Raw genomic sequence first — 23,549 nt, 5'->3', positions numbered from 1 at the left:
ATGTCCGCGCGTCGGTTCTGGCGCGAGCAGGCGCTCCAGGCGCTCTACGCCGTGACGATCGGCGCGCGCGACCCGTCCGAGGCGATCGAGGAGATCCTCGGCTCGCGGGCGAGCGCAACGCATCGCACCTTCGTTCGCGAACTCGTGCTCGGAACTCTCGAGTGGACTGCGCAGTCGGACGCGGCAATCGCGCCGCGCTTGGAAGCCTGGACGATCGAACGGCTGCCGGCGGTCGACCGCTGCATCCTGCGCATGGCCGCGTTCGAGCTGCGCGAACGGAGCGACGTTCCGGCCGCGGTCGCGATCAACGAGGCCGTCGAGCTTGCGAAGAAGTTTTCAACGGAGGATTCCGGGCGCTTCGTCAATGGCGTCCTGAGCTCGATCGCGCGGTCGCATGAACGCGCTTGAATCGATCCTCTCGCGGCTGAACGATGCTGCGCTACGCGCCGTCGCCTACGTCGGCCACCTCGGCCGCCGGCGCATCGTGCGCGGGCTGCTCGTCACGCTTCTCTTGATCGTGCTCTTCTGCGCGGGCCTGGTCGCAGGCATCGTCGCGTCGTATTCGCGCAATCTTCCCGACATCAGCCGCATGGCCGATTACCAGCCGGCGCGTTCCACGCGCATTTTCGCGCGCGACGGTACGCTGCTCGCAAGCGTCTACAAAGAGAATCGCGTCTGGGTACCGATCGCGCGCATCCCGCGCATCGTACGCGAAGCGTTCGTGGCGAACGAAGACCACAACTTCTACTATCATCACGGCGTCGACTTCGCCGGCATCATTCGTGCGGCGTTAGCGGACCTCACGCACCAACAGATCGAGCAGGGAGCATCGACGATCACGCAGCAGCTCGCGCGCGGGCTCTTTCTCTCCGACAAGGTTTCGATTTCGCGCAAGATCCAAGAAGCGCTGCTCGCCATGGAGATCGAGCGCTACTACACGAAAAACGAGATCCTGGAGCGGTACCTCAACCTGATCTACCTCGGCGCCGATGCGTACGGCGTCGACGCGGCCTCGCACACGTACTTCGGCAAGAGCGTGGGGAAGCTGACGCTCGGGCAAGCCGCGATGCTCGCAGGGCTTCCCGCGGCGCCGTCCGATTACTCGCCGTTCGTCAGCATCAGGCTCGCGCGCGACCGGCAGCAGCACGTGCTGCTGCGCATGGTGGACAGTGGATACATCACGCAGGCGCAAGCGAGCGCCGCGTATGCAGCGCCGCTGGGCCTCGTGCCTGTGCGTCCGACGGGCCTGCAAGGCTACGCATATCCGTATTTCACGACCTACGCCCTCGCGCAGCTGAACCAAATCTTCGGCGCGAACGTCGTCAAAGAGGCGGGACTCCAGGTAACGACGACGCTCGATCCACGGCTCCAGCAGCTCGCACAAGACGCGGTCGATTGGGGGATTCGTCAAGGCCGTGCCGAGGGGATTGGCGCGCACGAAGGAGCGCTCGTGGCCATCCGGCCGTCAACCGGGGAAATTCTTGCAATGGTGGGCGGCACGCACTTCTCGCTCGACAACCAATTCAATCGCGCGTGGCAGGCGCACAGGCAGCCCGGCTCGTCGTTCAAAGCGTATCTGTACACCGCCGCGATCGACGAAGGCATTACGGCATCGTCGACGATGGACGACACGCCCGTCTCGTATCCCATGGGTGACGGAACGTCCTGGTCGCCGCACGACGACGACAACAGCTACATGGGTGCGATCACGCTGCGGACCGCATTGGCGCTCTCGCGCAACGTCGTCGCCGTAAAGCTCGCGGACCGCATCGGTCTCGACCGCGTAATCCAGTACGCGCACCGCATGGGCGTCACGTCACCGCTGGAGGCGAACTTGTCGCTCGCTCTCGGAAGCTCGGGTATTACGGTGCTCGATCAGGCGACCGGCTACGCGACGCTCGCGAATCAGGGCGTGCACGAGACGCCGACGGCCTTCCGCACGGTACGCGATTCGCTCGGCAACATCGTGCTCGACGATCGCTCGCCACAGGCCAACGAAGCGGTGAGTGCCGGGACCGCCTATATCGTTACGTCCATGCTTGAAGACGTGATCAAACGCGGCACGGGGTACCCCAATGCGGTGATCGGGCGCCCGGCTGCCGGGAAGACGGGCACGACGTCGTCGTTTCGCGACGCGTGGTTCGTCGGTTACACGCCCGATCTCGCCGTGGCGGTCTGGATCGGCAACGACGACTACTCGCGCATGAACGAGTCGTACGGGGGCGATATTCCCGCCCGAATTTGGGCGCGCTTCATGAAGGCGGCGCTCGCGCACGTGCCGCCCCACGATTTCGACTTTCCCGGTGACGAGGTCGTACGCGTGGCATCGTGCGGCGGCGTAACGGACGTCTACCTCATCGGCACGCAGCCGACCCAAAACTGCTCGCGCCCGCTCCCGCCGCCGACGCCGGTGGCAGCGCAAGGCGCGCTTCCGAGCGCGACGCCGTGAGCGCGCAGCAATCCTCGGAGCCGCGCGTCTACTCCGTCAAAGATTTCACCGCGCGCCTTTCGCGCCTGTTTGCCGCGCACAAGACCCTATCGAACATCGCAGTTCAAGGCGAGGTCTCCGACGTGCATCCGTTCGGCAACGGCCATCTTGGTTTTCGCCTGAAGGAGGAGCAAGCGATACTCGAGTGCATCGCGTGGTCGGACAAGCGCCGCGAGCTGCCGGAGCTCAAGAACGGAATGGCGGTGATCGCGAGCGGCAGCATCGGCGTGCGCCAGGATCGCGGCTGCTATCAACTCGTCGTCGAGCATCTCGAGCCGACCGGCCTCGGCGCGCTCTTCCTCCTCTACGAGCGGCTGAAGGAGACGTTTCGTATCGAGGGCATCTTCGCGCAAGAGCGCAAGCGGGCCGTGCCGGAGCTGCCGCGCCGGGTCGCGCTCGTCTCGGCTCGCGGAAAGGCCATGGACGACTTCGTCGGCACGCTCGCCCGCCGCACGCCGTTCGTCGACGTCACCTTCGTCGAGACGCAGGTGCAAGGACTGGGCGCCGAGATCGAGATTGCAGCGGCGATCGATAACGCCTCTCGCCTCGACGTCGACGTCATCGTGCTCACGCGCGGCGGTGGGTCGTACGAAGATCTCTTTCCTTTCAACCTCGAGCCCGTGATTCGTGCGATCGTGCGCGCTCGTCATCCGGTCCTCACGGCCATCGGACACTCCGGTGACCGTCATCTCGCCGACGACGCGGCGGACCGCAGCTTTGGCACGCCGTCGCTCGTTGCCGAGCACATCGCGCAAGGATGGGTGCTCGCGCAGCGGCGCGTGCGCGAGGCCGAGCGCGCATTGAATCGTGCCGTACAGAGCATCGTGCTCCAAGCCGCGCGTCGCGCCGAGGACGTCACGACGCGTTTGCGATATGCCGGCGAGCGAGTCATCGCCGGGCGTCGCCGAGAGCTTTCGGCGCTCGAGATGCAGCTCGACCGCCGCAGTCCACGCGAGATCGTCACGGCCCGGCGCGTGCGGTTACTCACCCTGAGCGGCCGCATCGAGACGAATGCCGTGCGCTTTGTGAACGCAGCGGAGCGCGCTCTCGAGCGCGCCGGAGCGCGCCTCGACCGTCTGGATCCGCTGGCTCCATTGGCCCGTGGATACGCGATCGTCACGCATGGCGGCAAGGCCGTGCGCGACGCATCGCTCTTGCAACCCGGTGAGAAGATAGACGCACGCTTCGAGCACGGAAGTGCGAGCGCTCGCGTAGAACGGGTGGTGCGTGATGAGTGAGCCGCTGCAATCGTTCGAGCAGAAGCTCGCGCGCGTCGAGCAGATCGTCAAGGAGCTCGAAGGAGTCAATACCGATCTCGCCCGGGCGACGCTGCTCTTCAAAGAGGGCAAGACGCTGGTGCGCGAGTGCGACGCGCTGCTCAAGAGCGCCGAATCGCAGATCAAAGACGTTGACCGAGCGCTGGACGACCGCGGCTCGCCGGCCGCGCCCGAAGACCGGGACGAGCTGCCGTTCTAGCGAAACGCGAAGAGCGCGACGGCTACGGTAACGCCGATTGCCGCGACGACGATGCCGCCGAATCCCGCCGCCCATGCCGGCATCGGCGACGCTTGGCGCGTGTCCAGCGCGTGCTTTGTCGCAATGTATCGTGCGGTACCGTAGAGGCCGACGATGATGCCGATCGCGGCCATGCCAGTCCCAAAGAGCGTCGAGGTGTGCGTGTCGGCTAAGTGTACGTGCGCGACGATCGATATTTCCCTGGCGAAGAGCGCGAAGCGCGCGACGACGAACCCGAAAGCGATGAACGCGAGCGCCGTGCGCAGGTATGCGAGGTACGTGCGCTCGTTGGCGAGATCGTCTCGGCTGCGGTTCTCCATCGTGGGGCGCCTTCGCAGGCGGCCGCGGCGCTCCTGTGCGGCTCGATAGCGTCGTTGCGGGGTTCGCCGGCGTGACGCGTTCGCAGGCGCGCGCGCTCATCATGGAGGGGCGCGTCCGCGTCGACGGCGTGATGGCGACGAAAGCTGGGCAGAGCGTGCCGGAAGGCGCGGCGGTCGCCGTCGAGCCGGCGCGGCGCTTCGTCGGCCGCGGCGGCGAGAAGCTCGAAGCCGCGCTCGCTGCATTCGCAATCGACGTGGCCGGCGTCGACGCGCTCGACGTCGGCGCGTCGACGGGCGGCTTCACGGACTGTCTCCTGCAACGCGGGGCGGCGCGCGTCACCGCGCTCGACGTGGGCTACGGCCAGCTCGATTGGAAGCTACGCAACGACCCGCGCGTGCGTGTCATCGAGCGCACGAATTTTCGCCTTCTCGGTGACGACGCGTTTCCGGGCGGCTTCGATCTCGTCACGATCGACGCATCGTTCATCTCGTTGCGGACCATCCTCGCGCGCGCGGTCGCCTATCTGAGGCCGCGGGGCGCGATCGTCGCGCTGGCCAAGCCGCAGTTCGAAGCGGGGCGGGAGCGCGTCAAGCGCGGCGTCGTGCGCGACGCTGCGGTGCATCGTCAGGTGCTCGAGGACGTCGTCGAGGCGGCACGCGGTCTCGAGCTCGTCTGCGATGGCGTCGTTGCCTCGCCCCTGCGCGGGCCGGCCGGGAACCGCGAGTTCTTCCTCGCGCTGCGGCGCGAGGGCGACGCGATCGACGGGGAACGAATCGCCGAGGTCACCGCCGAAGGAGAGGCGACATGACGACGCTCGCGGTCGCGCAGGGTACGGTTGCGCTGTACGTGGACCATCGCCGCGAAGAGGCGCGTGCGATCGCCGCACGGGTGGCGGACGCTTTTCGATCGCGCGGGTACGGCGTCGTGCAGCTGCCCGGGAAATCTACGGACGAATGCCTGATCGTCACGGTCGGCGGCGACGGAACGCTGCTCAGGGCCGCGCGCCTCGCCGTCGAGCGGGACGTGCCGATCATCGGCATCAACACGGGTCACCTCGGCTTCCTCACCGAGTTCGACGAGGACGATGCCCGCATCGACCGTCTTCCGGAGTTTCTCGCGAATGGTTTGCATATCGAGCCCCGCCTCGCGCTCGTTGCCGAGTACTCCGGATCCACCCACTTCGCATTGAACGACGTCGTCGTGCGCAAGGGCGGCGTACCGCGCATCGTTGCATTCTCGTTGCGCCTCGACGACGAAGAGGCAGCGCAGGTGCCGGCCGACGGGGTGTGCATCGCGACGCCGACCGGCTCGACGGCATACTTCCTCTCCGCGGGCGGCTCGATCATCTCGCCGCGCGTCGACGCGTTCGGCATCGTTCCGCTCTTGCCGCACACGCTGTTCTCGCGGCCGATCATCGTCCCGGCCGCGTCGCGAATCGAAATTCGGTGCGACGTCGAGCCCGCGCATGCCCACCTTGAGTGCGACGGCGCTACCGTTGCGGACGTCGAGCCGGGCGAGACCGTCGTCGTGCGCAGACACCCCAAGCCCGTGCTCTTCGCGCGCACGGCGCCGCTGCGTTTCTTCGAGCGATTGGAAGAGAAGTTGCGGTGGGGCGTCTCCATCAAAGACCGCTTGCGCTGACGTGCTGAAACGGCTGAGCATCGAGAACTACGGCCTGATCGAGCGAGCCGTCGTCGCATTTTCGGATGGCGCGACGATGTTTACGGGGGAGACGGGATCGGGAAAGACGATGCTCGTCGGGGCACTCTCGTTCGCGCTCGGCGCGCGCGCGGACGTTGCGATGCTGCGCGCGGGCGCGGCGAAGGCGACGGTCGAGTTGACGTTCGAGCCGGACGCCGCGCTCGCGCGCAGGCTCAACGACGACGGCTTCCCCGTGGACGAGGGTGAGGAGGCGGCGGTTTTCCGCGAGCTGACGGCCGCAGGGAAATCGAGCGTGCGCTTGTGCGGGCGTTCGGCGACGGCGAGCTACGTTCGCGAGCTTGCGCCGGCGATTGCCGAAGTCGTCGGACAGCACGAAGCGCAGCGATTGCTCGCGTCGGCGTATCATCTGGAGATGCTCGATCGATTCGCCGGGGACGAGGCGCTCGCGGAGCGCGCGAAGGCGGCGAAGGCATACGATCGTGCGTCGGAGCTGCAGGCGCAGCTCGACGCGGTGCGCGCACGCGAGGATCGCGCCGTCGCGGACGTCGACGAGGCGCGGATCGCGCTGGACGACATCGAGGCGGCGGCACCGGAGATCGGGGAGGACGAGCGCCTGGAGTCGCGGCGGCACTATTTGGATAACGTCGGGCGCGTTGCCGCGGCGTTGCGCGGTGCGCACGACGCGCTCGCCGGCGACGAGCAGAGCGCGGTGGCCGCCTTCGGCTCCGCGGGGGCGGCGCTCGCTCCCGTGCGCGGGGTGGCGTCGGCGTTGGACGCGCTCGTGGGGCAGCTCGCGGTCCTGCAGAGCGAGGCCAACGATCTCGCCGCGACGGTCGCGCGCGAGCTGGACGCCGCCGAGTACGATCCGGCGGAGCTGGAGCGAACCAACGCGCGACTCGACGTGCTCGACAAGCTCAAGCGCAAGTACGGGGGAACGCTCGCGGCGGTCGCGGAGCGCGCGCGGGAGGCGCAGCGTATCGTCGACGATCACGAACGAAAGGACGAGCGTGCCGCCGAGATGGCGACGGCGCTCGCCGCCGCCGAACGCGAGCTCGAAGCGACGGCGGGGCGTCTCGGCGTGTTGCGGCGCGTGGCGGCGAAGCGGCTTGCGCAAGGCGTGCGGCGGGAGTTCCCGGATCTCGCCCTCGCGTCGGGAACGTTCGACGTCGTCGTCGAGCGGCTCGATACGATCGGGCCCAACGGCGCGGAGCGCGTCGAGTTTGCGTTTTCGGCAAACGCCGGCGAAGGTACGCGGCCGCTCGCCAAGATCGTCTCCGGCGGCGAGCTCTCGCGCGTTCTGCTCGCGCTCGTCGTCGCGCTCGCGCAAGCGCGCGAGCGCACGGCACTGGTCTTCGACGAGATCGATGCGGGGATCGGCGGTGCCACCGCCGTGGCGGTCGGCGCGCGCATCGGGCGATTGGCAAAGAGCGGACAGGTGATCTGCATCACGCACCTGGCACAACTCGCTACGTGGGCGTCGCGGCATTACGTGCTCGAGAAGCACGAGCGCCGCGGAACGACGACGATCGGCGTACGCGAAGTGGCGAGCGCGCAGGAGCGCACGAACGAGATCGCGCGCATGCTCTCGGGCGAGTCGCACGACACTGCGCTCAAGCACGCGCGCGAACTTCTCGCACGAGCGCGATGATCGTCGCAGCGCTTACCGTCGACGCGATCTTCTCGGCGCATCCCGCCGCCGGCATTCCACCCGCCGGATGTACATGGTCGCCGGACGGTACGCGGCTCGTGCATACGCTTCCCTCACCTGGCGCCGTCTCGAACCCGCCTGTTCCGCCGAAAACTTCGGGCCCGATCCGGGCACCGCGAGTTTTTTCGCAACCTGCTAGGGGATTTGGTGGATCTTGAGCAGGTTCGTTCGGCCGGAGCCGACTGGCATGCCGGTGGTGAAGGCAATGAGGTCACCGCTGTGCACGTAGCCTTCGGAGACCATGCGGTGCTCGGTGATGGAGAGCAGTGCGTCGAACGTGTCGTACGGCTCGATCAAGAGCGACTGCGTTCCCCATACGAGCGCGAGCCGGCGCGCGACGTGCTCGTTCGGCGTTAGCGCAACGATGCGAGCGCGTGGCCGAAACGCCGCGATGTGGTGCGCGGTATGCCCCGTCGTCGTCCCCGTGACGACGAACGGCATCTCCAGCTCGTCGCTCGCGCGCGTCGCAGCTTCCGCGATGGAGCGTGCGATCGAGCGTTCGAGCCCCTCGAGGGAGCGCCGGTGCAGCGCGGCGTGCGGGTAACTGCGTTCGACCTCTTCGGCGATCTCGGTCATCGTTCGAACCGCTTCGGTCGGGTACGCACCGATCGCCGTTTCGCCGGAGAGCATGAGCGCGTCGGTGCCGTCGAGAATTGCATTTGCGACGTCCGCGGCCTCGGCGCGTGTCGGGCGCGAGGAGGCGATCATCGACTCCAGCATCTGCGTGGCGGTGATGACGGGCTTGCCGGCGCGATTGCAACGGGCGATCAGGTTTTTTTGGATCATCGGCACGGCCTGCAGCGGCATTTCGATTCCGAGATCGCCGCGCGCTACCATAATGCCGTCGGCCTCCGCGACGATCGCCTCGATATCGTCGAGCGCCTCGTGTTTCTCGATCTTCGCAAGGACGGGAACGTCCTTGTCGCGCTCGCGGATGAAGGCTTTGACCGCGCGCACGTCCTCCACGCTGCGCACGAAGGAGACCGCGACGTAGTCGACGTCGTGCTCGAGCCCGAAGGCGAGATATTCGAGGTCGCGCTGCGTCGGTGCACGCAAGTTGAGCGAACCGTCGGGATAGTTGATGCCCTGCACGGGCCGCAGGTCGCCGCCGAACTCTACGGTCGTGAGGATCTCCGTTGCCGTCTTGTCGACGATGCGCAACGTGATCTGCCCGTCCTGAAGATAAATGCGCTTGCCGATCGTGACGTCCATCGGAAGCTCCGGATAGGAGACCGAGACGTGCTCCGCCGTACCGAGGATGCTCTGCGTCGTTAGCGTGAGCTTCGCTCCGCGCGTCAGTCGAACGGAGGGCACGTCGCCGGCGAGCGGCCCGGTACGGATCTTCGGACCCGGGAGGTCTTGCACGATCGCCACGTACACGCCGAGCTCCGCAGCGATGCGCCGCGCCGTCGCAATCACCGATGCGTGTTCCGGCGGCATGCCGTGCGAGAAGTTCAGGCGAAAGACGTTCACGCCGGACTGCACGAGGGAACGCATGACGTCGGCGTCACGCGACGCAGGGCCGACCGTTGCTATGATCTTGGTGCGTTTTTGCGTCAGACTCTTCATACGTTGCATGTTCTATCAGCGTCCTTCGACAAGCTCAGGATGACACCTTAGGGCTCGCGATATGCCGTAGAATCTTTTGCGAGCGCGCGCGTCGACGTTGTCGGATGCGGATTCTGCGCCGGGTCGAAGCGCGAAGGATGACAAGAAGGGTCTCCCGCGAACGAAGGGTTGGATGTATCGGCGCGATCCGAACGACGAGCGCCGCGACGAGCGACTTGCTGGGAGCACCCTTGCGTCGTTCTTGTTGCATCTGCTTGCGGCCGCGTTTCTCGTTTCGATCGCGGCGGCAAGCTCGCAAGAGAGCGCGAGCGAATCGACCCTCGGCGGACAACTCCTCACGGTTTCGCAACAGCTCCCCGCGGCCGCGCAGGTCACGACGCCACACCCGGCGCCCCCGCGCCCGACCGTGCATCGCGTCGCTCCCGCAAAGCGTGCGGCGATGCATCCGTTTCGTCGGCCGCTGCCGGTGCTGCACGAGCTGACCCACGTCGTTCCGTCAGCCTCCCCGAACCCGACGCCGGTTCCGCCGACGACACCTCAGCCGCTTCCCGCTCCCACGCAAGCCGTCGCGGCCGTCCAGCCGACGGTCGCGCCGACGGCCAAGCCTAAGGCCGAGCCGACGCCGAGGCCGGCTCCGACGGCGCGACCTCAGCCGACTGCGAGGCCGGTATCCACCGTAGCGCCGACGACGAGGCCGGCGCCGACGGCCCGTCCGGTCCCGAGCGTAGCGCCGACGCACGCTCCGACGCAGGCGCCTGCTCCGGTGGTGGCCAGGACGACCGCGCCGCAGCCGACAGCCGCGGCGATGCCGCATCCGGTGCCCTCGCCGGTGTCACATCCAAATCTGCCGCCAAGTAACGCCGCCGGGGTTCCGAGCCCGCATCCGGCGATCGCCGAACACCCCGCATCGGGGCATGCGGCGCCGGGAAGGCCGAGCGCGAGTCTCGGTCGCGCGCACGTCAAGCCTCGCCCGATCGCCGTCGCTCCGACGCCGTCTCCCGCTCCCACGGAGCGGCCGCATCCGGCGCCGACGCGTAACCCGTACTCCGGCCTCAACGCACGCCTCAACGCGCTCTTGCCTCACGGACCGGTCATCCCGCACGAAGGCCACTACGTCGGAACGCTCTCGCTCGCTGGGCGCCTCGTACCCACGCCTCCTCCGAGCGTGCTTGCGCGTACGCGTTACATCTTCGAGGGGCCATTCGGTGGGGGCGACGGCACGCTCAGGATGTGGGTAACGAGCGTCGCGCGTCACGGACCGCTGTTGATCTGCTCCGGTTGGATACTGCACTTCCCCCGGACGATCGCGCAGGGAACGCTTACCGCACCCAACGTTCCGGTTGGCCCGGCCAACGGCATACAGATTGGCGGCATGCACTCGGTGTACAGTGGCCTCGCCGCGGGAATGGCGCCCATCGTCGTCGGGCTCGGCACGGCCGAATGCAGCGAGCGCGCGCTCGTTCCGTTCACGCTACCTGCGTCGCCGTAGGCCGAGCGTCGAGCGAAGTTCGCCGCCGCTGTTCGAAGGAGGGCAGTTGGAACTGCAAGATCCACCGGGCCACGCAGCCCGAGGTGCCCGCGCATAAGGGGCCGCTAGTCGCGCCCTACGGTAGCCGACCGTAACCGGCAGCGCGCACAAGCACCATACGCACGAAAGATCCGAGAAGGGCCGGCCCCCTGGGGTTGCGGCCCTTCGTGCGTTCGTGTATGCTGATAGCCGGTAGGTCAAGAGCGTGGGCACGTCCCGCGCTTCGCTGTTCTAAGAGGGGTCCCGCGCGGCTAGCGCAAGGTGCGACGCCGCTCAAACGGAGACGACGATGAGACAAGAGCTCGAAAGTGCGTTCGAGCGCGCGCTAGACGCGATCGCGCACGATAGCGCATTTGCGCAGCTCGAGGTCCTGCAACACACCGCGAAGCCGAAACACGGATCGATCGCGTTCACGGTGACGATCGACCGCCCAGGAGGTGCCGACCTCGTGCTGTGCGAGCGCGTCGCCGCGCGCATCAATGCCGGCCTCGAGGAACTCGACGCTTCGTACGAGCTGCAAGTGGAATCCGCCGGCCTCGACCGGCCGCTGACCAAACTCGCAGATTACGAGCGATTCAAGGGAATGCGTGCGCGGATCGTCACGTCGCTGCTCGTCGACGGGGCAAAGACGCATCGCGGCATTCTGCGTGGCCTGCAGGGGCAGAACGTACTGCTCGAAACGCGCTCGGGCCGGCTTCCGCTGCCGATCGCGACGATCAAGTCCGCGAATCTCGAGTACGACACACGCGCCGACCTCCAGCGAGAGAAGAAACAACGGAAGGGCACACATGGTAGAAACGGCAACTAGCGAGCGTCTCATCGACGTTCTGCAATCGATTGCGAACGAGCGCAACATCTCGTTCGAGATGCTGCTCGAGGGTCTCGAGGCGGCACTGCTCACGGCGTACAAGCGTCACTACGGCAGCGAAGCGAACGCGATCGTCATCGTCGACCGGCAAACCGGCGAGTATAAGGTCTACCATCGCCGCACCGTCGTCGAAGAGGTCACCGATCCGAAGCTCGAAATCTCGGTGAAGAGCTCCGGCGCGCCGTATCAGGTCGGCGACTTCTATGACGAGGAAGTCAAGCCCAAAGATTTTGGGCGCATCGCCGCGCAGACCGCAAAACAAGTCATCGTCCAGCGCATCCGCGAGGCGGAGCGCGACACGGTCTTCAACAAGTACACGCGCAAGCTGAACGATCTCGTTACCGGAACCGTGCAACGGTACGAGCAGCGAAACATGTACGTGCTCCTCGAAGGACGCGACGAAGCGATCCTCCCGATCAGCGAACAGGTGCCGGGCGAGATCTTCCGCATCGGCGACTTCATTCGCGCGTACGTCGTGGACGTGCGCAAGTCGCCGAAAGGGCCGCAGGTCGTGCTTTCGCGTACCGCCGAGGGGCTCGTGCAGCGGTTGCTCGAGCTCGAAGTTCCCGAGCTCGCGAACGGCATCGTCGAAATCATGGCGCTAGCGCGGGAGCCGGGCGTCCGCTCCAAGGTTGCCGTGCGCAGCCATCGCGCCGAAGTCGACCCGATCGGTGCGTGCCTTGGGCCGAAGTCGAGCCGCATCGCGAACGTCTCCGACAACTTGCGCGGTGAGAAAATCGACATCATTCCGTGGGCGCCGGATTACCCGACCTTCATCATGAACTCGCTCGCGCCGGCGAAGGTTATCGCCGTAGAGCTGTTCGAGGAGGACGGCGTCGCCCTCGTCATCGTGCCGGATTACCAGTTGTCACTTGCGATCGGACGCGACGGTCAGAACGTACGGCTCGCTTCGCGGCTCACGGGTTGGCGCCTCGACATCACGAGCGAGACCGAAGCGGACGCAACGCGCGAGCGGTATCTCGCGGAGCGCGCCGCACCGGCAGCGGACGCCGTTGCGGTACCGTCCGAGGAAGCCGCAGCTGCGGAGCCGTCGGAAGAAGAAGTCGCCGCCGCCGCGGACGCGGATCTCATCCGTAAGCTCGAGGAGTTTCGCCGCGAGCGCCTCGGAAGCGAGTAACGGCGGCCACGTTCCCTTTCGCCAGTGCGCTGGCTGCCGGCGCCGCCTGCCGCAGGCCGGCCTCGTGCGCTTCGTGCACGAGGCGGCAGGCTGGCACGCGGACGCTGCCGGCACGAGGCGCCGGCGGCCAGGCCGGGGCGTCTACCTCTGCTCGCAGGCCTGCGGCGAGCGGGTGGCGAGAAATCGACGCTACCCGGGGCTTGCATCCACGGCTGCAGAATATGGGTCCTGGAGTGGTTCGAATGATGTATGAACGTCCATGATTAGCGCGAACGCGCGCGCGAGCGCGTGCTCATGATATAGACGCGGAGCCGAGCCAGGACGCTGGATGGCCCCGCGCCTTCCAACGACTTGGGGCCTTCGATGTGCACCGCTCATCGAAGTGTGAAACTTGGCTACCGGAAAAGTACGAATCTTCGAGCTCGCCAAAGAGGTCGGGCTCACTTCAAAGGAACTGATCGCGCTCTTCAACGAGCGTTTGGGCGGGGTCTTCGAAGCAAAGAACCAACTGAGCGTCGTCCCGGACCAGATCGCCGATCTGGTCCGCAGCGTGCTGCTCAAACCAAGCGCCGGAAATGGCGGCATGGCGAAGAAAGCCGCGCCGGCGGCGCAGGCTCCGGCTACACCCGCGGCCCCAAAGGCATCTCCGGCCAAGGCGCCGCAAGCCGCGCCCCCCCCGCCGGAGCGTGCGCCCGAGGCGCCAATCCCGCGCCTTCGTCCGGTTCCATCGGGACAGACCTCGATAACCCCGAAGCCACCCGCACCACCGGCTCCGACTCCGGCGCCGCGGCCCGCCCCGCCGCCGCGCCCCGGCGTTGCGCCGCGCCCCGGACAGATGGCGCCGGGTCAAGCCGCACACTCGCCGGTCGTACCGGGCCGCCTCGTCGCCCCCGCAATCCGCCGGCCGGCAGGCAACGGCCCGTTCCGCCCCATCACCGGCCCTCGTCTAGCGCCGGGCACAACCGACATGCCCGCACCTTCCGCTGGAGCGAGCCGTCCCGGCGAGCGTCTGCGCGCGCGCGAAGACAAGATCGCTGCGAAGAAGGATCGCGAGACGGAGCTGCTGCTCGAAAAAGATCGCCAGCGCAAGAAGAAGACTGCGGCGCCGGCTCCCGAGCGGCGACTCGAAACGATTGAGATTCCGGACTTACTCACCGTACAAGAACTGGCGACGTCGATGATCGTTCCCGCCAAAGACGTGATTGCCGAGCTCATCAAGACCGGCACGATGGCGACGATCAATCAGAACATTCCAAGCGGCGTCGCTATTGCGGTTGCCAAGAGGTTCGGTTTCAACGCGGTCGTCAAAGAGGCGGGCGAAGAAGTCACGGTCGAGCAAGAGGAGGACCGGCCGGAGATGATGGCCGTCCGTCCCCCCGTCGTGACCGTGCTCGGTCACGTCGATCATGGTAAAACGTCGCTGCTCGACAAGATTCGTCGAGAGGACGTTGCCGCGGGCGAGGCCGGTGGCATCACGCAGAAGATCGGTGCGTATACCGTCGAGCACAAAGATCGCAAGATCACGTTTATCGATACGCCGGGCCACGAAGCGTTCACGGCGATGCGCGCGCGCGGTGCGCGCGTCACCGACGTTGCCATTCTCGTCGTGGCGGCCGACGACGGCGTCATGCCGCAGACGAAGGAGGCGATCGCTCACGTGCGCGCGGCGAACGTGCCGATCGTGGTCGCCGTCAATAAGATGGACAAACCCGACGCGCAACCCGAACGGGTCAAGCAGCAGCTCTCCGAAGAAGGGCTGCAGCCGGTCGATTGGGGAGGGAACGTCGAGTTCGTGCCCGTCTCCGCGAAGACCGGCGACGGCATCGACAAGCTGCTCGAGACGGTGTTGCTCGAAGCCGACATCCGCGAGCTGCGCGCAAACAAGAATCGTCGTGCGACCGGCGTCGTGATCGAATCGGCGCTCGATCGGGGCCGCGGTGCGGTTGCGACCGTGCTCGTGCAGAACGGCACGCTGCGTGTCGGCGACGTCGTCGTAGCGGGCGGAACCTTCGGCAAGGTTCGTGCTCTCATCGACGACAAGGGCAAACAAGTCAAGAAAGCCGGTCCGTCCATTCCCGTCTCCGTGATGGGTCTTTCCGACGTTCCCGCCGCTGGCGACACGCTGATGGTCGTGAGCGACGAGCGCGTAGCGCGAGAGGCCGCCTTGAAACGGCAATCGCGACGCCGCGACGTGCGTATCGCTGCAACCGGATCGCAGAAGGTTTCGCTCGAGACGTTCATGTCGATGATGCCATCCGAAGGCAACAAGGTGCTCAACCTCATCATCAAGGCCGACGGGCAGGGATCGGTCGAGGCGCTGCGCACGCGCATGGAATCGCTCTCCAACAACGACGTCGAGATCCGCGTCATCCATGGCGGCGTGGGTGCGATTAGCCCGAACGACGTGAACCTCGCGAGCGCCTCGGGCGCCGTGCTCATCGGGTTCAACATTCGCCCCGACGAAACGGCGAAACGGCTCGCGCAGCAAGACGGCGTCGACTTGCGCTTCTATCAGGTCATCTACGAGATCGAGGACGATCTCAAGAAGGCGATGCGCGGCATGCTCGCGCCCGTCGAGCGCGAGATCACGCTCGGACAAGCCGAAGTCCGGCAAGTCTTCAAGGTTAGCAAGGTTGGAACGATCGTCGGATGCTATGTCACGAGCGGCAAGCTGCAACGCAATGCAAAGGCGCGCGTCGTCCGGGACGGCGCGGTGGTCTTTGACGGCGAGATCGAATCGCTGCGGCGCTTCAAGGAAGACGTTCGCGAGGTCGCAGAAGGCTTCGAGTGCGGCGTGCAGCTTGCGCGATTCCAAGACCTCAAGGAGCGCGACGTCATCGAAGCCTACGCCAAGGAGCTCGTGGCGCCGGAGCCGGCACGTGCCTAGCAAGCAACGCATCGCGCGCATCGATCATGAGGTTCAGCGGATTCTCGGAATGCTCGTAACGCAAGAGCTCAAGGATCCGCGGCTCGGCTTCGTCACGGTAACGCGCGCCGAGGTGAGCGACGACTTACACCAGTGCAAGGTCTTCGTCTCGGTGATCGGCGATCGGGAGCAGGCGGAGCGATCGCTCGTCGCGCTACGCCACGCGGCGGGCTTTCTGCGCGGCGAGCTCGGCCATCGCATCGAACTGCGCCACACCCCGGAGCTCGTCTTCATCGAAGACCGCTCCACCGAGCGGGCGATCGAGCTTGCGAAGGATATGCGCGCCGACGCGGAGCGGCGCGTACGCGCGGAGCGCGTCGAGTGATCCAGGAGCGTCCGGAGCTGTCGAGCACCGCTGAAGTCGTCGAGGAGCTGCGTCGCAGAGCCGCGTTCGTGATGGTGAGCCACGTGAAGCCAGACGGCGACACGCTCGGCGCCGGCCTCGCGCTCGGCCTCGCGCTCGAGAAGATCGGGAAGCGCGTTCTCTATTTCCAGCAAGATCCCGTGCCGCGCACGCTGCGCTTTCTTCCGGGCACGCAGCGCGTCTCGCGCGCGCTTCCGGCAGACCTTCCGCCCGATGCTCTCTTCGTCTTTTGCGATATGAGCGATCGTACGCGCGCCGGCGCCTTCTTGCCGCAGGTCGCTCGCGAGAACGTTCTCGACGTCGATCATCACTTGGGAAACACGCTCTTCGGCGCTCTGAACTACGTGCTGCCGACGGAGTGCTCGACGGGAACGTGCGTGATGCACTTGCTGCGCGGACTCGAGGTCGAAATCGACGCGGAGATCGCCACCTGCGTTCTCACGACGATCATGACCGATACCGGCGGCCTCATGCATTCGAACACGTCGCCGGAGGCGCTCGAGCTGGCCGCGCAGCTGATGCGTATCGGCGCGGACAAGGAACGGATAACCCGCGAGATCTTCGGCAACAAACGAATCGCGGCGACGAAGCTGCTCGGCCGTGTCATCAACGCGATGCAGTTCGGGCACGACGGCCGCTACTGCTGGTCGTGCGTCGACGACGCGATGCTCCACGAGTGCGGCGCAGACGGCGAAGACACGGAAGACATGGTCAACGTTTTGCTCGGTCAAGAAGGCGTCGAGGTCGCGGCACTCTTCAAAGCCTACGGCGGCGAGCTACGCGTGAGTTTGCGATCGGTGGGTCGCGTGAACGTGCAGGCAGCGGCGGCGAGCCTCGGCGGCGGCGGGCACTTCCGCGCCGCGGGTTTGGATTTCGCGGGGTCACTGGAGGAGGCGGTTGCGGCCGTGGACGTCGCGCTCGTGCAGCAGGGGCTGTGAGGCGGCCTTCGACCGAGTCAGGGTGACGACGACTGCTCGGATTCGTTAACGTTTTCAAAGCCGCGGGGCCGACCTCGGCTCAGGTCGTCGCGCGGATGCGCCGCATCTACGGCGTCTACGCGAACGATCGCGAGATCGCGGTCGGACATCTCGGTACGCTCGACCCGCAGGCGGCGGGCGTTTTGCCCGTCGCGGTCGGAAAGGCAACGCGGCTCATTGCGTTGCTCAGCGACCAGCGCAAAGCCTACGCCGGCGTGCTCGCACTCGGTCGCGCAACGACGACGCAGGACGCGCTGGGCGAGACCACCGCGCAAGGAGAGATTCCGGAGGATTGGGCTCGCCGCTTGGAGGTGGCAATTCCGTCATTTCTCGGGCGCGTCGAACAGACGCCGCCGATGTTCTCCGCAGTGCACCACGAGGGCCGCCGGCTCTACGAACTCGCCAGGGAAGGGAAGAGCGTAGAGCGCAAACCGCGCAGCGTCACGATCTACTCCATCGCGGTGATCGGGCTCGAGGAGCGAGCGGCACGCCTGCGCGTGACGTGCGGCGAGGGAACGTACGTGCGAACGCTCTTTGCCGATCTCGGCGCCGCGATCGGCGTTCCCGCGCACATGGGCGCGCTCGTGCGCGAAGCGTCGGGCCCCTTCGTGCTCTCGGAGTCGCTGCTGCTCGACGAGATCACGGCAAACCCGTCGGCAGCGCTGATGCCGCCGGAGAACGTCATTCCGTTTCCGACGATCGTGCTCGATTTGCGCGAGATCGTCGATTTCCGAGCCGGACGGGTCGTGCCGCTACCGGAAGGAGCGCCGGCGAAACATGTCTTCGTGCGCGATGCGTCGCGCACGCTCGTCGGCGTAGGCGAGACGCACGGTGCTCTGCTCGCGCCGCGAAAGGTCTTCGTGTGAGACTCCATCGGGAGCTCTCTCGTGAGATCGAGCGCCCACTCGCGCTTGCGATCGGATTCTTCGACGGACTACATCTCGGCCATCGCGAGCTCATGCGCGAGACGCTGCGTGCACGCAAGCCGGGGTGGCGTTCGGGCGTGCTGACGTTTTCGAACCATCCGGCGGCGTTCTTACGACCGGGCACGCAGCCGTTGCTGCTCACGACGGTGCAGGAGCGCATCGACCGTTTCGCCGAGGCGGGTATCGAGGAGTGCTTCTTCGTGCCCTTCGACGAGCGCATCGCATCCATGACACCGCAGGGTTTTCTCGACATGCTCGTGACGCAGCTCGGCGTCCGCGCCGTCGCCGTCGGCGAGACGTTTCGCTTCGGGCGAAAGCGCGCCGGAGACGTCGCGTTCATGCGCAGCTACTTGGCGTCGCACCGGGTCGCGGTGACGGCGGTGCCGAGCATCAACCTCGACGGCGAGCGCGTCTCGTCGACGCGCATTCGGGCGCTCGTCTACGACGGGGACCTCGAGCGCGCGGAGGCGATGTTGGGATACGGCTACGAGCTGCGCGGCATCGTCGAGGTCGGCGCGGGGCGCGGCCATGGCCTGGGGTTTCCGACGGCGAATATTCACCCGCCGGAGAAACTGCTGCCCCGGGACGGCGTCTACTCCGGGGTGGCACGGTACGACGGAAGGGATTACGCGACATTGGTTTCCATTGGCACGAATCCGCAGTTCGGCGAGAACGTGCGCAGCATCGAAGCGTGGCTGCGCGATTTTCGCAAGAGCATCTACGGGCGCGAGCTCGCCCTTCGGGAGCTGCGCTTCGTGCGCGAGCAGGCGATCTTCGCGAGTATCGACGAACTCGTCGCACAGATGCAGCGGGACCTCGAAGCCGTCGCATATCCGGGGTTTTCATGAGTACGCGACTTGCCCTGGTCGCCGTGCTGTTGCTCGCTGCGTGCGGCACTTCGTCGCACGCGACGGGCATCCGACCCGGCGACGTCGCACCGTCCTGGACCGATCCGCTGTCCACGGGAGGCAGACTCGCGTTTTCGTCGTTGCGCGGCAAGCCGGTCTATCTCAACTTCTTCGCGACCTGGTGCCCGCCGTGCAACGACGAGGCACCGTGGATCGAAGATTTGCAGCGGCGCTACGGTACGCGCGGCCTGCACGTCGTCGGCATCGACATGGCGGAGAGCGCACCGCTCGCGCAGCGCTTCCGCGCGAAGTATCATTTGACGTATCCCGTCGTCGTCGACGGCGGAACGCTCGAGCAGCTCTACAATATCAACGGCTTGCCGGTGCACGTCTTCATAAAGCGCGACGGAACCATCTACCGCAGCGTCGTCGGCGAGATGTCGAAGGCGGAGATCCAAGCCGCAGTTAGGGTAATTCTCTAGCTCCGCCTTGACATACCATGTACGAAGGCGTCACGGCTTTCCTACGAGCAGACCGAATCCCGCGCCGACGTAGTTGAAGCGTAGGGTGGGGTCGCCGGTCAGAGCGTGTCCGTACTCCACGTCGAGCTCGAGGCGGTCGCCAAGGAGCCGCTGGATTCCGACGTCCATGAAGGCGCGGTTCCCGGCGTCTGGTGCGAGGCGCGAAACGTCGACGTACTCGACGTAGGCCTGCGTCGCGACGTCGATCTGCTGCAGGACGAGAAGCGACGGCGTGAAGGTTCCGTATTTTGCATGAACGCCCGCCGCGCTCGAGCCGCCGGTTGCGGCGAAGGAGAGCGTCGAACCGATCGACGTCGCCGGCGTCAGGTTGTACGAGACGTCGGCATTTGCCGTGTAGGTCGCGTTTCCGGCGGTTAGTGTACGCGCACCGTTGGGCGTCGAGTAGAGACCGTCGAAGCCGACCTCCCAGCGCGACGCCGGCTGGAGCTCGTACTTGAAGCCGATTCCCGTATCGGTGAATCCCGCAGTACCGCCCACGGCGCTGCGTTGGAGTACGTCGTTCGGACCGAAGAGATCGAGTTCGAACCGCGGTGTGACGCCGTAACGTATGAAGCCTTGCGCGATCTGGATTTGCGCCGTGCGGCTCCTGCTCGGACCGATCTGCGTGTTCTGATATCCGAGCTCGACGACGACGGTGCCGCGCTCCGCCGCGCAAGGACTGTAGCCGACAGTCGGCCGATTGAGCTCGGCGAGCAGGCCGGCGCAGGGATCCGGCGTCGGCGTCTGTGCAGGAGTCGCAGCGGTTGCGAGAATCGACGAGAGCGCGACGACCGCGATCATCGCACGTCACGCAGCTCGATAGAGAATGCGTCTTGGAAGCCGCCGCTGCGCAAATTACATGCGGAAGCCACGGGTCTTAGGGAACGCTCGTAGGGGGCGGCGGAACGAGGGCGTCGATGGCGCGACCGAGGCTGAGGAGTTGCGCTCGCTGAACCTGTAGGTTCGTCGCTACCGATGTCCTTGCGCCCACAGCTTGCGACTCGAGGGCGGCGACTTTCTGAGGATCGACGCCGATGGCTGCAGGATCGACCGCACGTAAATAGGCAATCGCATCATTAACATAGGTGTTTGCGGTTCCGAAGTTTCGATCGTCCAGCGCGACGGCCGCGCGATATACGGCATTGCTCGCTCGCAGCAATCGACCGATGGATTGAAAAATGGCGAGTTGCCGTTGCGCGCTCTGTAAGTGTGCTTGGACGGCCGTGACGCGTTGTGCGCTTTGCCCCCGCGACAGCGAACCGCCGACGAAATACGCCACAATCCCCGCCGCGATCAATACCAGGGTCGTTATGATCCACGCTCGGTTCTTCGACTGGTTGCTCATTCCACGAGTCAATTCGGCAAGCTCACCGGCGGTTCCCACAGAGAGGATCTTGCGCGACATCGTTTGGGCTCGCGACCCGACTCGGGCCTAGCAGGCTGCGAAAAAACCGGTCCAAATGCGGGCGTGACGCTCGTGTGGAACGGCGGAGCTACTTTGGCAGCCCACCGCGGATCGGGATTCATGGCGCTCTTCACGAGGACGCTCTCCCTGCACGATCCTCTTGTGACGACGATCCGCGGCTCCTCGATCGACCAGCTCAGCTTCGGAGCGATTCTGGCCCACGCGCAGCAGACGCCGGGCGCGGTCTCGCAAGGTGGTCCTGGGCCGATAATCAACGGCGTCCCTACGGACGCCGTAACGCTGATACCTACAAGCTTGGTAAGGGGCACGGGATTGACGCTTGAAGTTGTCGACATCTCGAGGGTCACGAAACTCCCGCTACGCGTACTTGGCTACGAAGTCGGCAAGCTCGTGCGCACGATCGATGTTTTGAACGTTAGCGTATTGCCCTAAGGGCTGCGAGCACGAACGCGTACGGCCCCTCGGGCGCGACCTACGGCTTGCGCAACCTCTGGTTCGCGTTATTCATGATGTAAATCTCATCGGCATGCCGCATGCCCAAAAAACTCTGGTCGTAAATGACCGCAACGTATTGGCCGCGGTGAATGTCCCTCATCTGATACGTCGTTTTTCCGTTTGCGGAAAAGATGCGATCGAAGTGGGGTACGATCTCGAAGCTGAGCACTTGACCCGAGCGTGGATTGCGCACTTTGATATTGGTCGTCGAGACGTGGGTCATCTCGCCATAGAATGTCGAGGCTGCCATCGCGACCTGAGGTGCGAGGCAAAGCACGATTGCCGCGAGCACGATCGCGCACCGGCGCAACTGCATGAGATTCATGATATGGATACTTCCTTACGAGCGACGTGACAAAATAGTCACGGTGACGAAACGGTGAAGCTCCAGCCGTCGGAGATGGGCACGCCGTCGGCGCTAACGCCCACGATGCGTACGGTATGTCTTCCAACGAGAAGCGGGAAGGCCGGCGTAAACTCAAAGCCGAGCGCGGTAACTTTGGAAATCTGCGTAACGCTTTCACCGTCGAGCGAGATGCGCAGGCTGCCTGGTCGAACGCGCTCGCGAAAGGCCGCGTTGACGAGAGGGTATGGTCGATTCGTGCTTCCCCAGGGGCTCGGACGGTGAATCAATGAATGCCCGGCGTCCGCGGATGCGGGGCCAGGATGCGGATGTGAGGTTCCCGGGCGGTATGGCGGAACGGATGCCCCGATCGTTGCCGAGCAGAGGATGAACACCGCGATCGCCGCGATGGTCGAACGCATAAATAAAGGCATGCTTTTCGTCCGAGCGTTCATGAGCGAGGCTTGCTCTTCAGTCCGATGCGGGTGAAGAAGTGTTGCGACATCTATGGCACCCAAACGTGTGCCGGTCTTGTGGTTGCTGCCGCCGCGTTCGAGTAGGTCGAATACGGAGTCCAGACGCGTGAGGCGGAAAAGCCGGGCAATAAGCGGCCGTACGCCGACAAGCCGAACGCGTGAGCCCGGGTAAAGTCTGCGCATCGCATTATGCAAACGCACGAAGCAACCGAGAGCGCTAGCATCCATGAAGCGGACGTCGCTGAGATCCACGGTGACGTATTTGCGGAGCGCAGCGGGCTCCAATCGCGCGAGCAACGCGTCCTTACTGAAGCAGTCGAGGTCGCCGTGCAAGACAAGCGGGTCTTCTTGGAGTGGAGAGGAGGACGCTGGGGTGCGCATATGGGACGCTTTCTCCGACGACGTGGTCGCCAGCATTTTTGATGGTAAGGCCAACCAGCCTCGAAAGGCTGTCCGCTTACGTACCAGAAGCCCGGGCTCATCACTCGGGCTTCTGGGCGCGTTGCGTTTACGCTAGCATATTGTACACGCGACAGGGGAGTCGGGCGCTGTTCGCTTTCGAACAGGGAAACCGTATCAGGCGTAGTAAAAAATCGGCGGAGAAGGGAGCGTTCAGAAGGAGGCGATATGTACCGTGGAGACCACGGCCCCGGGGGGGGGCGACTGACGGTCGATCTGCTCAGGCAAAACGCACTATTGCGCGGCTTAACTGGGCCCGACGCGGAGGCTGCGGCGGAGGCCGGCCAGATCATCGATCTGCGAACCCGACAAGAGATCTACGATGCGGATGCTGAGATACGCGAGGCATTGTTCCCGATCCATGCGGTGCTTTCCGTGGTCGCACAACTGCGGAACGGTCAGATGATCGAAGTAGGGACGATCGGGCGCGAGGGGGTCTCCGGCATTCCTCTTTTGCTCGGTTCTACGACATCTGCGAACCAGTGTTATTGTCAGGTTCCAGGACTGGCGATCTCGTTACCCGCAGCGTTCTTCACCCATTTGCAGGAAAGGAATCTCGCCTTTCGCAGATTGCTCGATCAGTATTTGCAGGCATACATTAACCTTCTCGGGCAACTCGCTGCGTGCAATCGCCTGCATAGCGTATACGAGCGATGTGCGCGTTGGCTCCTCCTGACGCACGATAGGGTGAAGGCCGACGTTCTTCCCTTGACGCACGAGTTTTTGGGAATGATGCTCGGGACGCGACGTTCAGGCGTTACCATTGCAGCGGCGACGCTGAAGGCCGCCGGATTCATCGAGTATAGCCAAGGGCTGATCACGATTGTGAACAGGCCCGGCCTTGAGGATGCGTCCTGCGAATGCTATGCAGTCGCTAGAGGACAGTTCGGCGATTTGCTGCGATAACGCTTTGCGCTGATTCGATTCAAGCCGATATGAGTACGTATTCATCGGGCCGTTCGATGCGATGAAAGAGTCAATGTATGAACCG

24 protein-coding genes are annotated in these 23,549 nt (G+C 65.3%); 18 read left to right on the top strand and 6 right to left on the bottom strand.

The window, feature by feature from the left end; all coding sequences use genetic code 11:
- Genes nusB through xseB form a run of 4 tightly spaced genes read left to right on the top strand, consistent with a single transcriptional unit; the run spans position 1 to position 3,964 of the window.
- Entirely contained in the window at positions 1–408 is a 408-nt protein-coding gene (gene nusB, locus VMV82_06595; protein ID HUY41220.1) for a transcription antitermination factor NusB, read from the top strand.
- Positions 395–2,449: a PBP1A family penicillin-binding protein gene (locus tag VMV82_06590; protein HUY41219.1), complete on the top strand. Its 2,055-nt coding sequence runs from the start codon at positions 395–397 to the stop codon at positions 2,447–2,449. The genes nusB and VMV82_06590 overlap by 14 nt, the downstream gene beginning before the upstream one ends.
- Positions 2,446–3,726 (top strand): exodeoxyribonuclease VII large subunit, encoded by a 1,281-nt coding sequence (xseA, locus tag VMV82_06585; protein HUY41218.1) that lies wholly within the window; start codon positions 2,446–2,448, stop codon positions 3,724–3,726. The genes VMV82_06590 and xseA overlap by 4 nt, the downstream gene beginning before the upstream one ends.
- Positions 3,719–3,964 (top strand): exodeoxyribonuclease VII small subunit, encoded by a 246-nt coding sequence (gene xseB, locus VMV82_06580; protein ID HUY41217.1) that lies wholly within the window; start codon positions 3,719–3,721, stop codon positions 3,962–3,964. The genes xseA and xseB overlap by 8 nt, the downstream gene beginning before the upstream one ends.
- On the opposite strand, the gene VMV82_06575 is transcribed toward xseB, so the two are convergent.
- The gene (locus VMV82_06575; GenBank protein HUY41216.1) at positions 3,961–4,323 is read right to left on the bottom strand and encodes a DUF202 domain-containing protein; all 363 of its coding nucleotides are present in this window, start codon (positions 4,321–4,323) and stop codon (positions 3,961–3,963) included. The two genes, xseB and VMV82_06575, sit on opposite strands and share 4 nt — an antisense overlap.
- 35 nt (positions 4,324–4,358) lie before the next feature.
- Here VMV82_06575 and VMV82_06570 point away from each other — a divergent pair, with 35 nt between their 5' ends.
- Genes VMV82_06570 through recN form a run of 3 tightly spaced genes read left to right on the top strand, consistent with a single transcriptional unit; the run spans position 4,359 to position 7,634 of the window.
- Positions 4,359–5,132 (top strand): TlyA family RNA methyltransferase, encoded by a 774-nt coding sequence (locus VMV82_06570; GenBank protein ID HUY41215.1) that lies wholly within the window; start codon positions 4,359–4,361, stop codon positions 5,130–5,132.
- Positions 5,129–5,965: an NAD(+)/NADH kinase gene (locus VMV82_06565; protein ID HUY41214.1), complete on the top strand. Its 837-nt coding sequence runs from the start codon at positions 5,129–5,131 to the stop codon at positions 5,963–5,965. The genes VMV82_06570 and VMV82_06565 overlap by 4 nt, the downstream gene beginning before the upstream one ends.
- A 1-nt stretch (position 5,966) precedes the next feature.
- Positions 5,967–7,634 (top strand): DNA repair protein RecN, encoded by a 1,668-nt coding sequence (recN, locus tag VMV82_06560; GenBank protein ID HUY41213.1) that lies wholly within the window; start codon positions 5,967–5,969, stop codon positions 7,632–7,634.
- 195 nt (positions 7,635–7,829) lie between these two features.
- Here the strand turns inward: recN and pyk are convergent, their stop codons facing one another.
- On the bottom strand, positions 7,830–9,263 hold the full coding sequence (gene pyk, locus VMV82_06555; protein HUY41212.1) for a pyruvate kinase: 1,434 nt from the start codon (positions 9,261–9,263) through the stop codon (positions 7,830–7,832).
- Between the two features lie 172 nt (positions 9,264–9,435).
- Here pyk and VMV82_06550 point away from each other — a divergent pair, with 172 nt between their 5' ends.
- The 9 genes from VMV82_06550 to VMV82_06510 all read left to right on the top strand — a co-directional run bounded on the left by VMV82_06550 (position 9,436) and on the right by VMV82_06510 (position 19,320).
- Positions 9,436–10,752 (top strand): hypothetical protein, encoded by a 1,317-nt coding sequence (locus VMV82_06550; protein HUY41211.1) that lies wholly within the window; start codon positions 9,436–9,438, stop codon positions 10,750–10,752.
- A 328-nt stretch (positions 10,753–11,080) separates the two neighbouring features.
- Positions 11,081–11,599: a hypothetical protein gene (locus tag VMV82_06545; protein ID HUY41210.1), complete on the top strand. Its 519-nt coding sequence runs from the start codon at positions 11,081–11,083 to the stop codon at positions 11,597–11,599.
- Positions 11,580–12,797 (top strand): transcription termination factor NusA, encoded by a 1,218-nt coding sequence (gene nusA, locus VMV82_06540; GenBank protein HUY41209.1) that lies wholly within the window; start codon positions 11,580–11,582, stop codon positions 12,795–12,797. The genes VMV82_06545 and nusA overlap by 20 nt, the downstream gene beginning before the upstream one ends.
- Positions 12,798–13,188: 391 nt before the next feature.
- Complete coding sequence (gene infB / locus VMV82_06535; GenBank protein HUY41208.1) at positions 13,189–15,684, top strand: translation initiation factor IF-2; 2,496 nt, start codon at positions 13,189–13,191, stop codon at positions 15,682–15,684.
- Positions 15,677–16,048 carry a 30S ribosome-binding factor RbfA gene (rbfA, locus tag VMV82_06530; protein ID HUY41207.1) on the top strand — a complete coding sequence of 124 codons (372 nt, stop codon included), beginning with the start codon at positions 15,677–15,679 and terminating at the stop codon, positions 16,046–16,048. Before infB ends, rbfA begins: the two co-directional genes overlap by 8 nt.
- Positions 16,045–17,025 (top strand): DHH family phosphoesterase, encoded by a 981-nt coding sequence (locus VMV82_06525; GenBank protein ID HUY41206.1) that lies wholly within the window; start codon positions 16,045–16,047, stop codon positions 17,023–17,025. Before rbfA ends, VMV82_06525 begins: the two co-directional genes overlap by 4 nt.
- Positions 17,026–17,120: 95 nt before the next feature.
- Complete coding sequence (gene truB, locus VMV82_06520) at positions 17,121–17,930, top strand: tRNA pseudouridine(55) synthase TruB (GenBank protein HUY41205.1); 810 nt, start codon at positions 17,121–17,123, stop codon at positions 17,928–17,930.
- Positions 17,927–18,838 carry a riboflavin biosynthesis protein RibF gene (gene ribF / locus VMV82_06515; GenBank protein HUY41204.1) on the top strand — a complete coding sequence of 304 codons (912 nt, stop codon included), beginning with the start codon at positions 17,927–17,929 and terminating at the stop codon, positions 18,836–18,838. Before truB ends, ribF begins: the two co-directional genes overlap by 4 nt.
- Complete coding sequence (locus tag VMV82_06510) at positions 18,835–19,320, top strand: TlpA disulfide reductase family protein (GenBank protein HUY41203.1); 486 nt, start codon at positions 18,835–18,837, stop codon at positions 19,318–19,320. The genes ribF and VMV82_06510 overlap by 4 nt, the downstream gene beginning before the upstream one ends.
- Positions 19,321–19,350: 30 nt before the next feature.
- On the opposite strand, the gene VMV82_06505 is transcribed toward VMV82_06510, so the two are convergent.
- Together VMV82_06505 and VMV82_06500 are read right to left on the bottom strand one after the other, a co-directional pair.
- The gene (locus tag VMV82_06505) at positions 19,351–20,160 is read right to left on the bottom strand and encodes a hypothetical protein (protein HUY41202.1); all 810 of its coding nucleotides are present in this window, start codon (positions 20,158–20,160) and stop codon (positions 19,351–19,353) included.
- A gap of 76 nt (positions 20,161–20,236) precedes the next feature.
- Positions 20,237–20,704, bottom strand: coding sequence for a hypothetical protein (locus tag VMV82_06500; protein ID HUY41201.1), 468 nt, complete (start codon positions 20,702–20,704; stop codon positions 20,237–20,239).
- A 153-nt stretch (positions 20,705–20,857) separates the two neighbouring features.
- On the opposite strand from VMV82_06500, the gene VMV82_06495 reads away from it, so the two are divergent.
- On the top strand, positions 20,858–21,217 hold the full coding sequence (locus VMV82_06495) for a hypothetical protein (protein HUY41200.1): 360 nt from the start codon (positions 20,858–20,860) through the stop codon (positions 21,215–21,217).
- A 40-nt stretch (positions 21,218–21,257) separates the two neighbouring features.
- Here VMV82_06495 and VMV82_06490 read toward each other — a convergent pair whose 3' ends face one another.
- Positions 21,258–21,605, bottom strand: coding sequence for a hypothetical protein (locus VMV82_06490; GenBank protein ID HUY41199.1), 348 nt, complete (start codon positions 21,603–21,605; stop codon positions 21,258–21,260).
- Between the two features lie 38 nt (positions 21,606–21,643).
- Entirely contained in the window at positions 21,644–22,045 is a 402-nt protein-coding gene (locus VMV82_06485) for a hypothetical protein (GenBank protein ID HUY41198.1), read from the bottom strand.
- A gap of 681 nt (positions 22,046–22,726) precedes the next feature.
- Here VMV82_06485 and VMV82_06480 point away from each other — a divergent pair.
- Positions 22,727–23,464 (top strand): Crp/Fnr family transcriptional regulator, encoded by a 738-nt coding sequence (locus VMV82_06480; protein ID HUY41197.1) that lies wholly within the window; start codon positions 22,727–22,729, stop codon positions 23,462–23,464.
- Positions 23,465–23,549 lie beyond the last annotated feature (85 nt).

The sequence above is a fragment of the Candidatus Dormiibacterota bacterium genome (assembly GCA_035532035.1).
In the GTDB taxonomy this organism is placed as follows: domain Bacteria; phylum Vulcanimicrobiota; class Vulcanimicrobiia; order Vulcanimicrobiales; family Vulcanimicrobiaceae; genus Tyrphobacter.
This window is presented reverse-complemented; position numbering and strand designations above follow the sequence as displayed.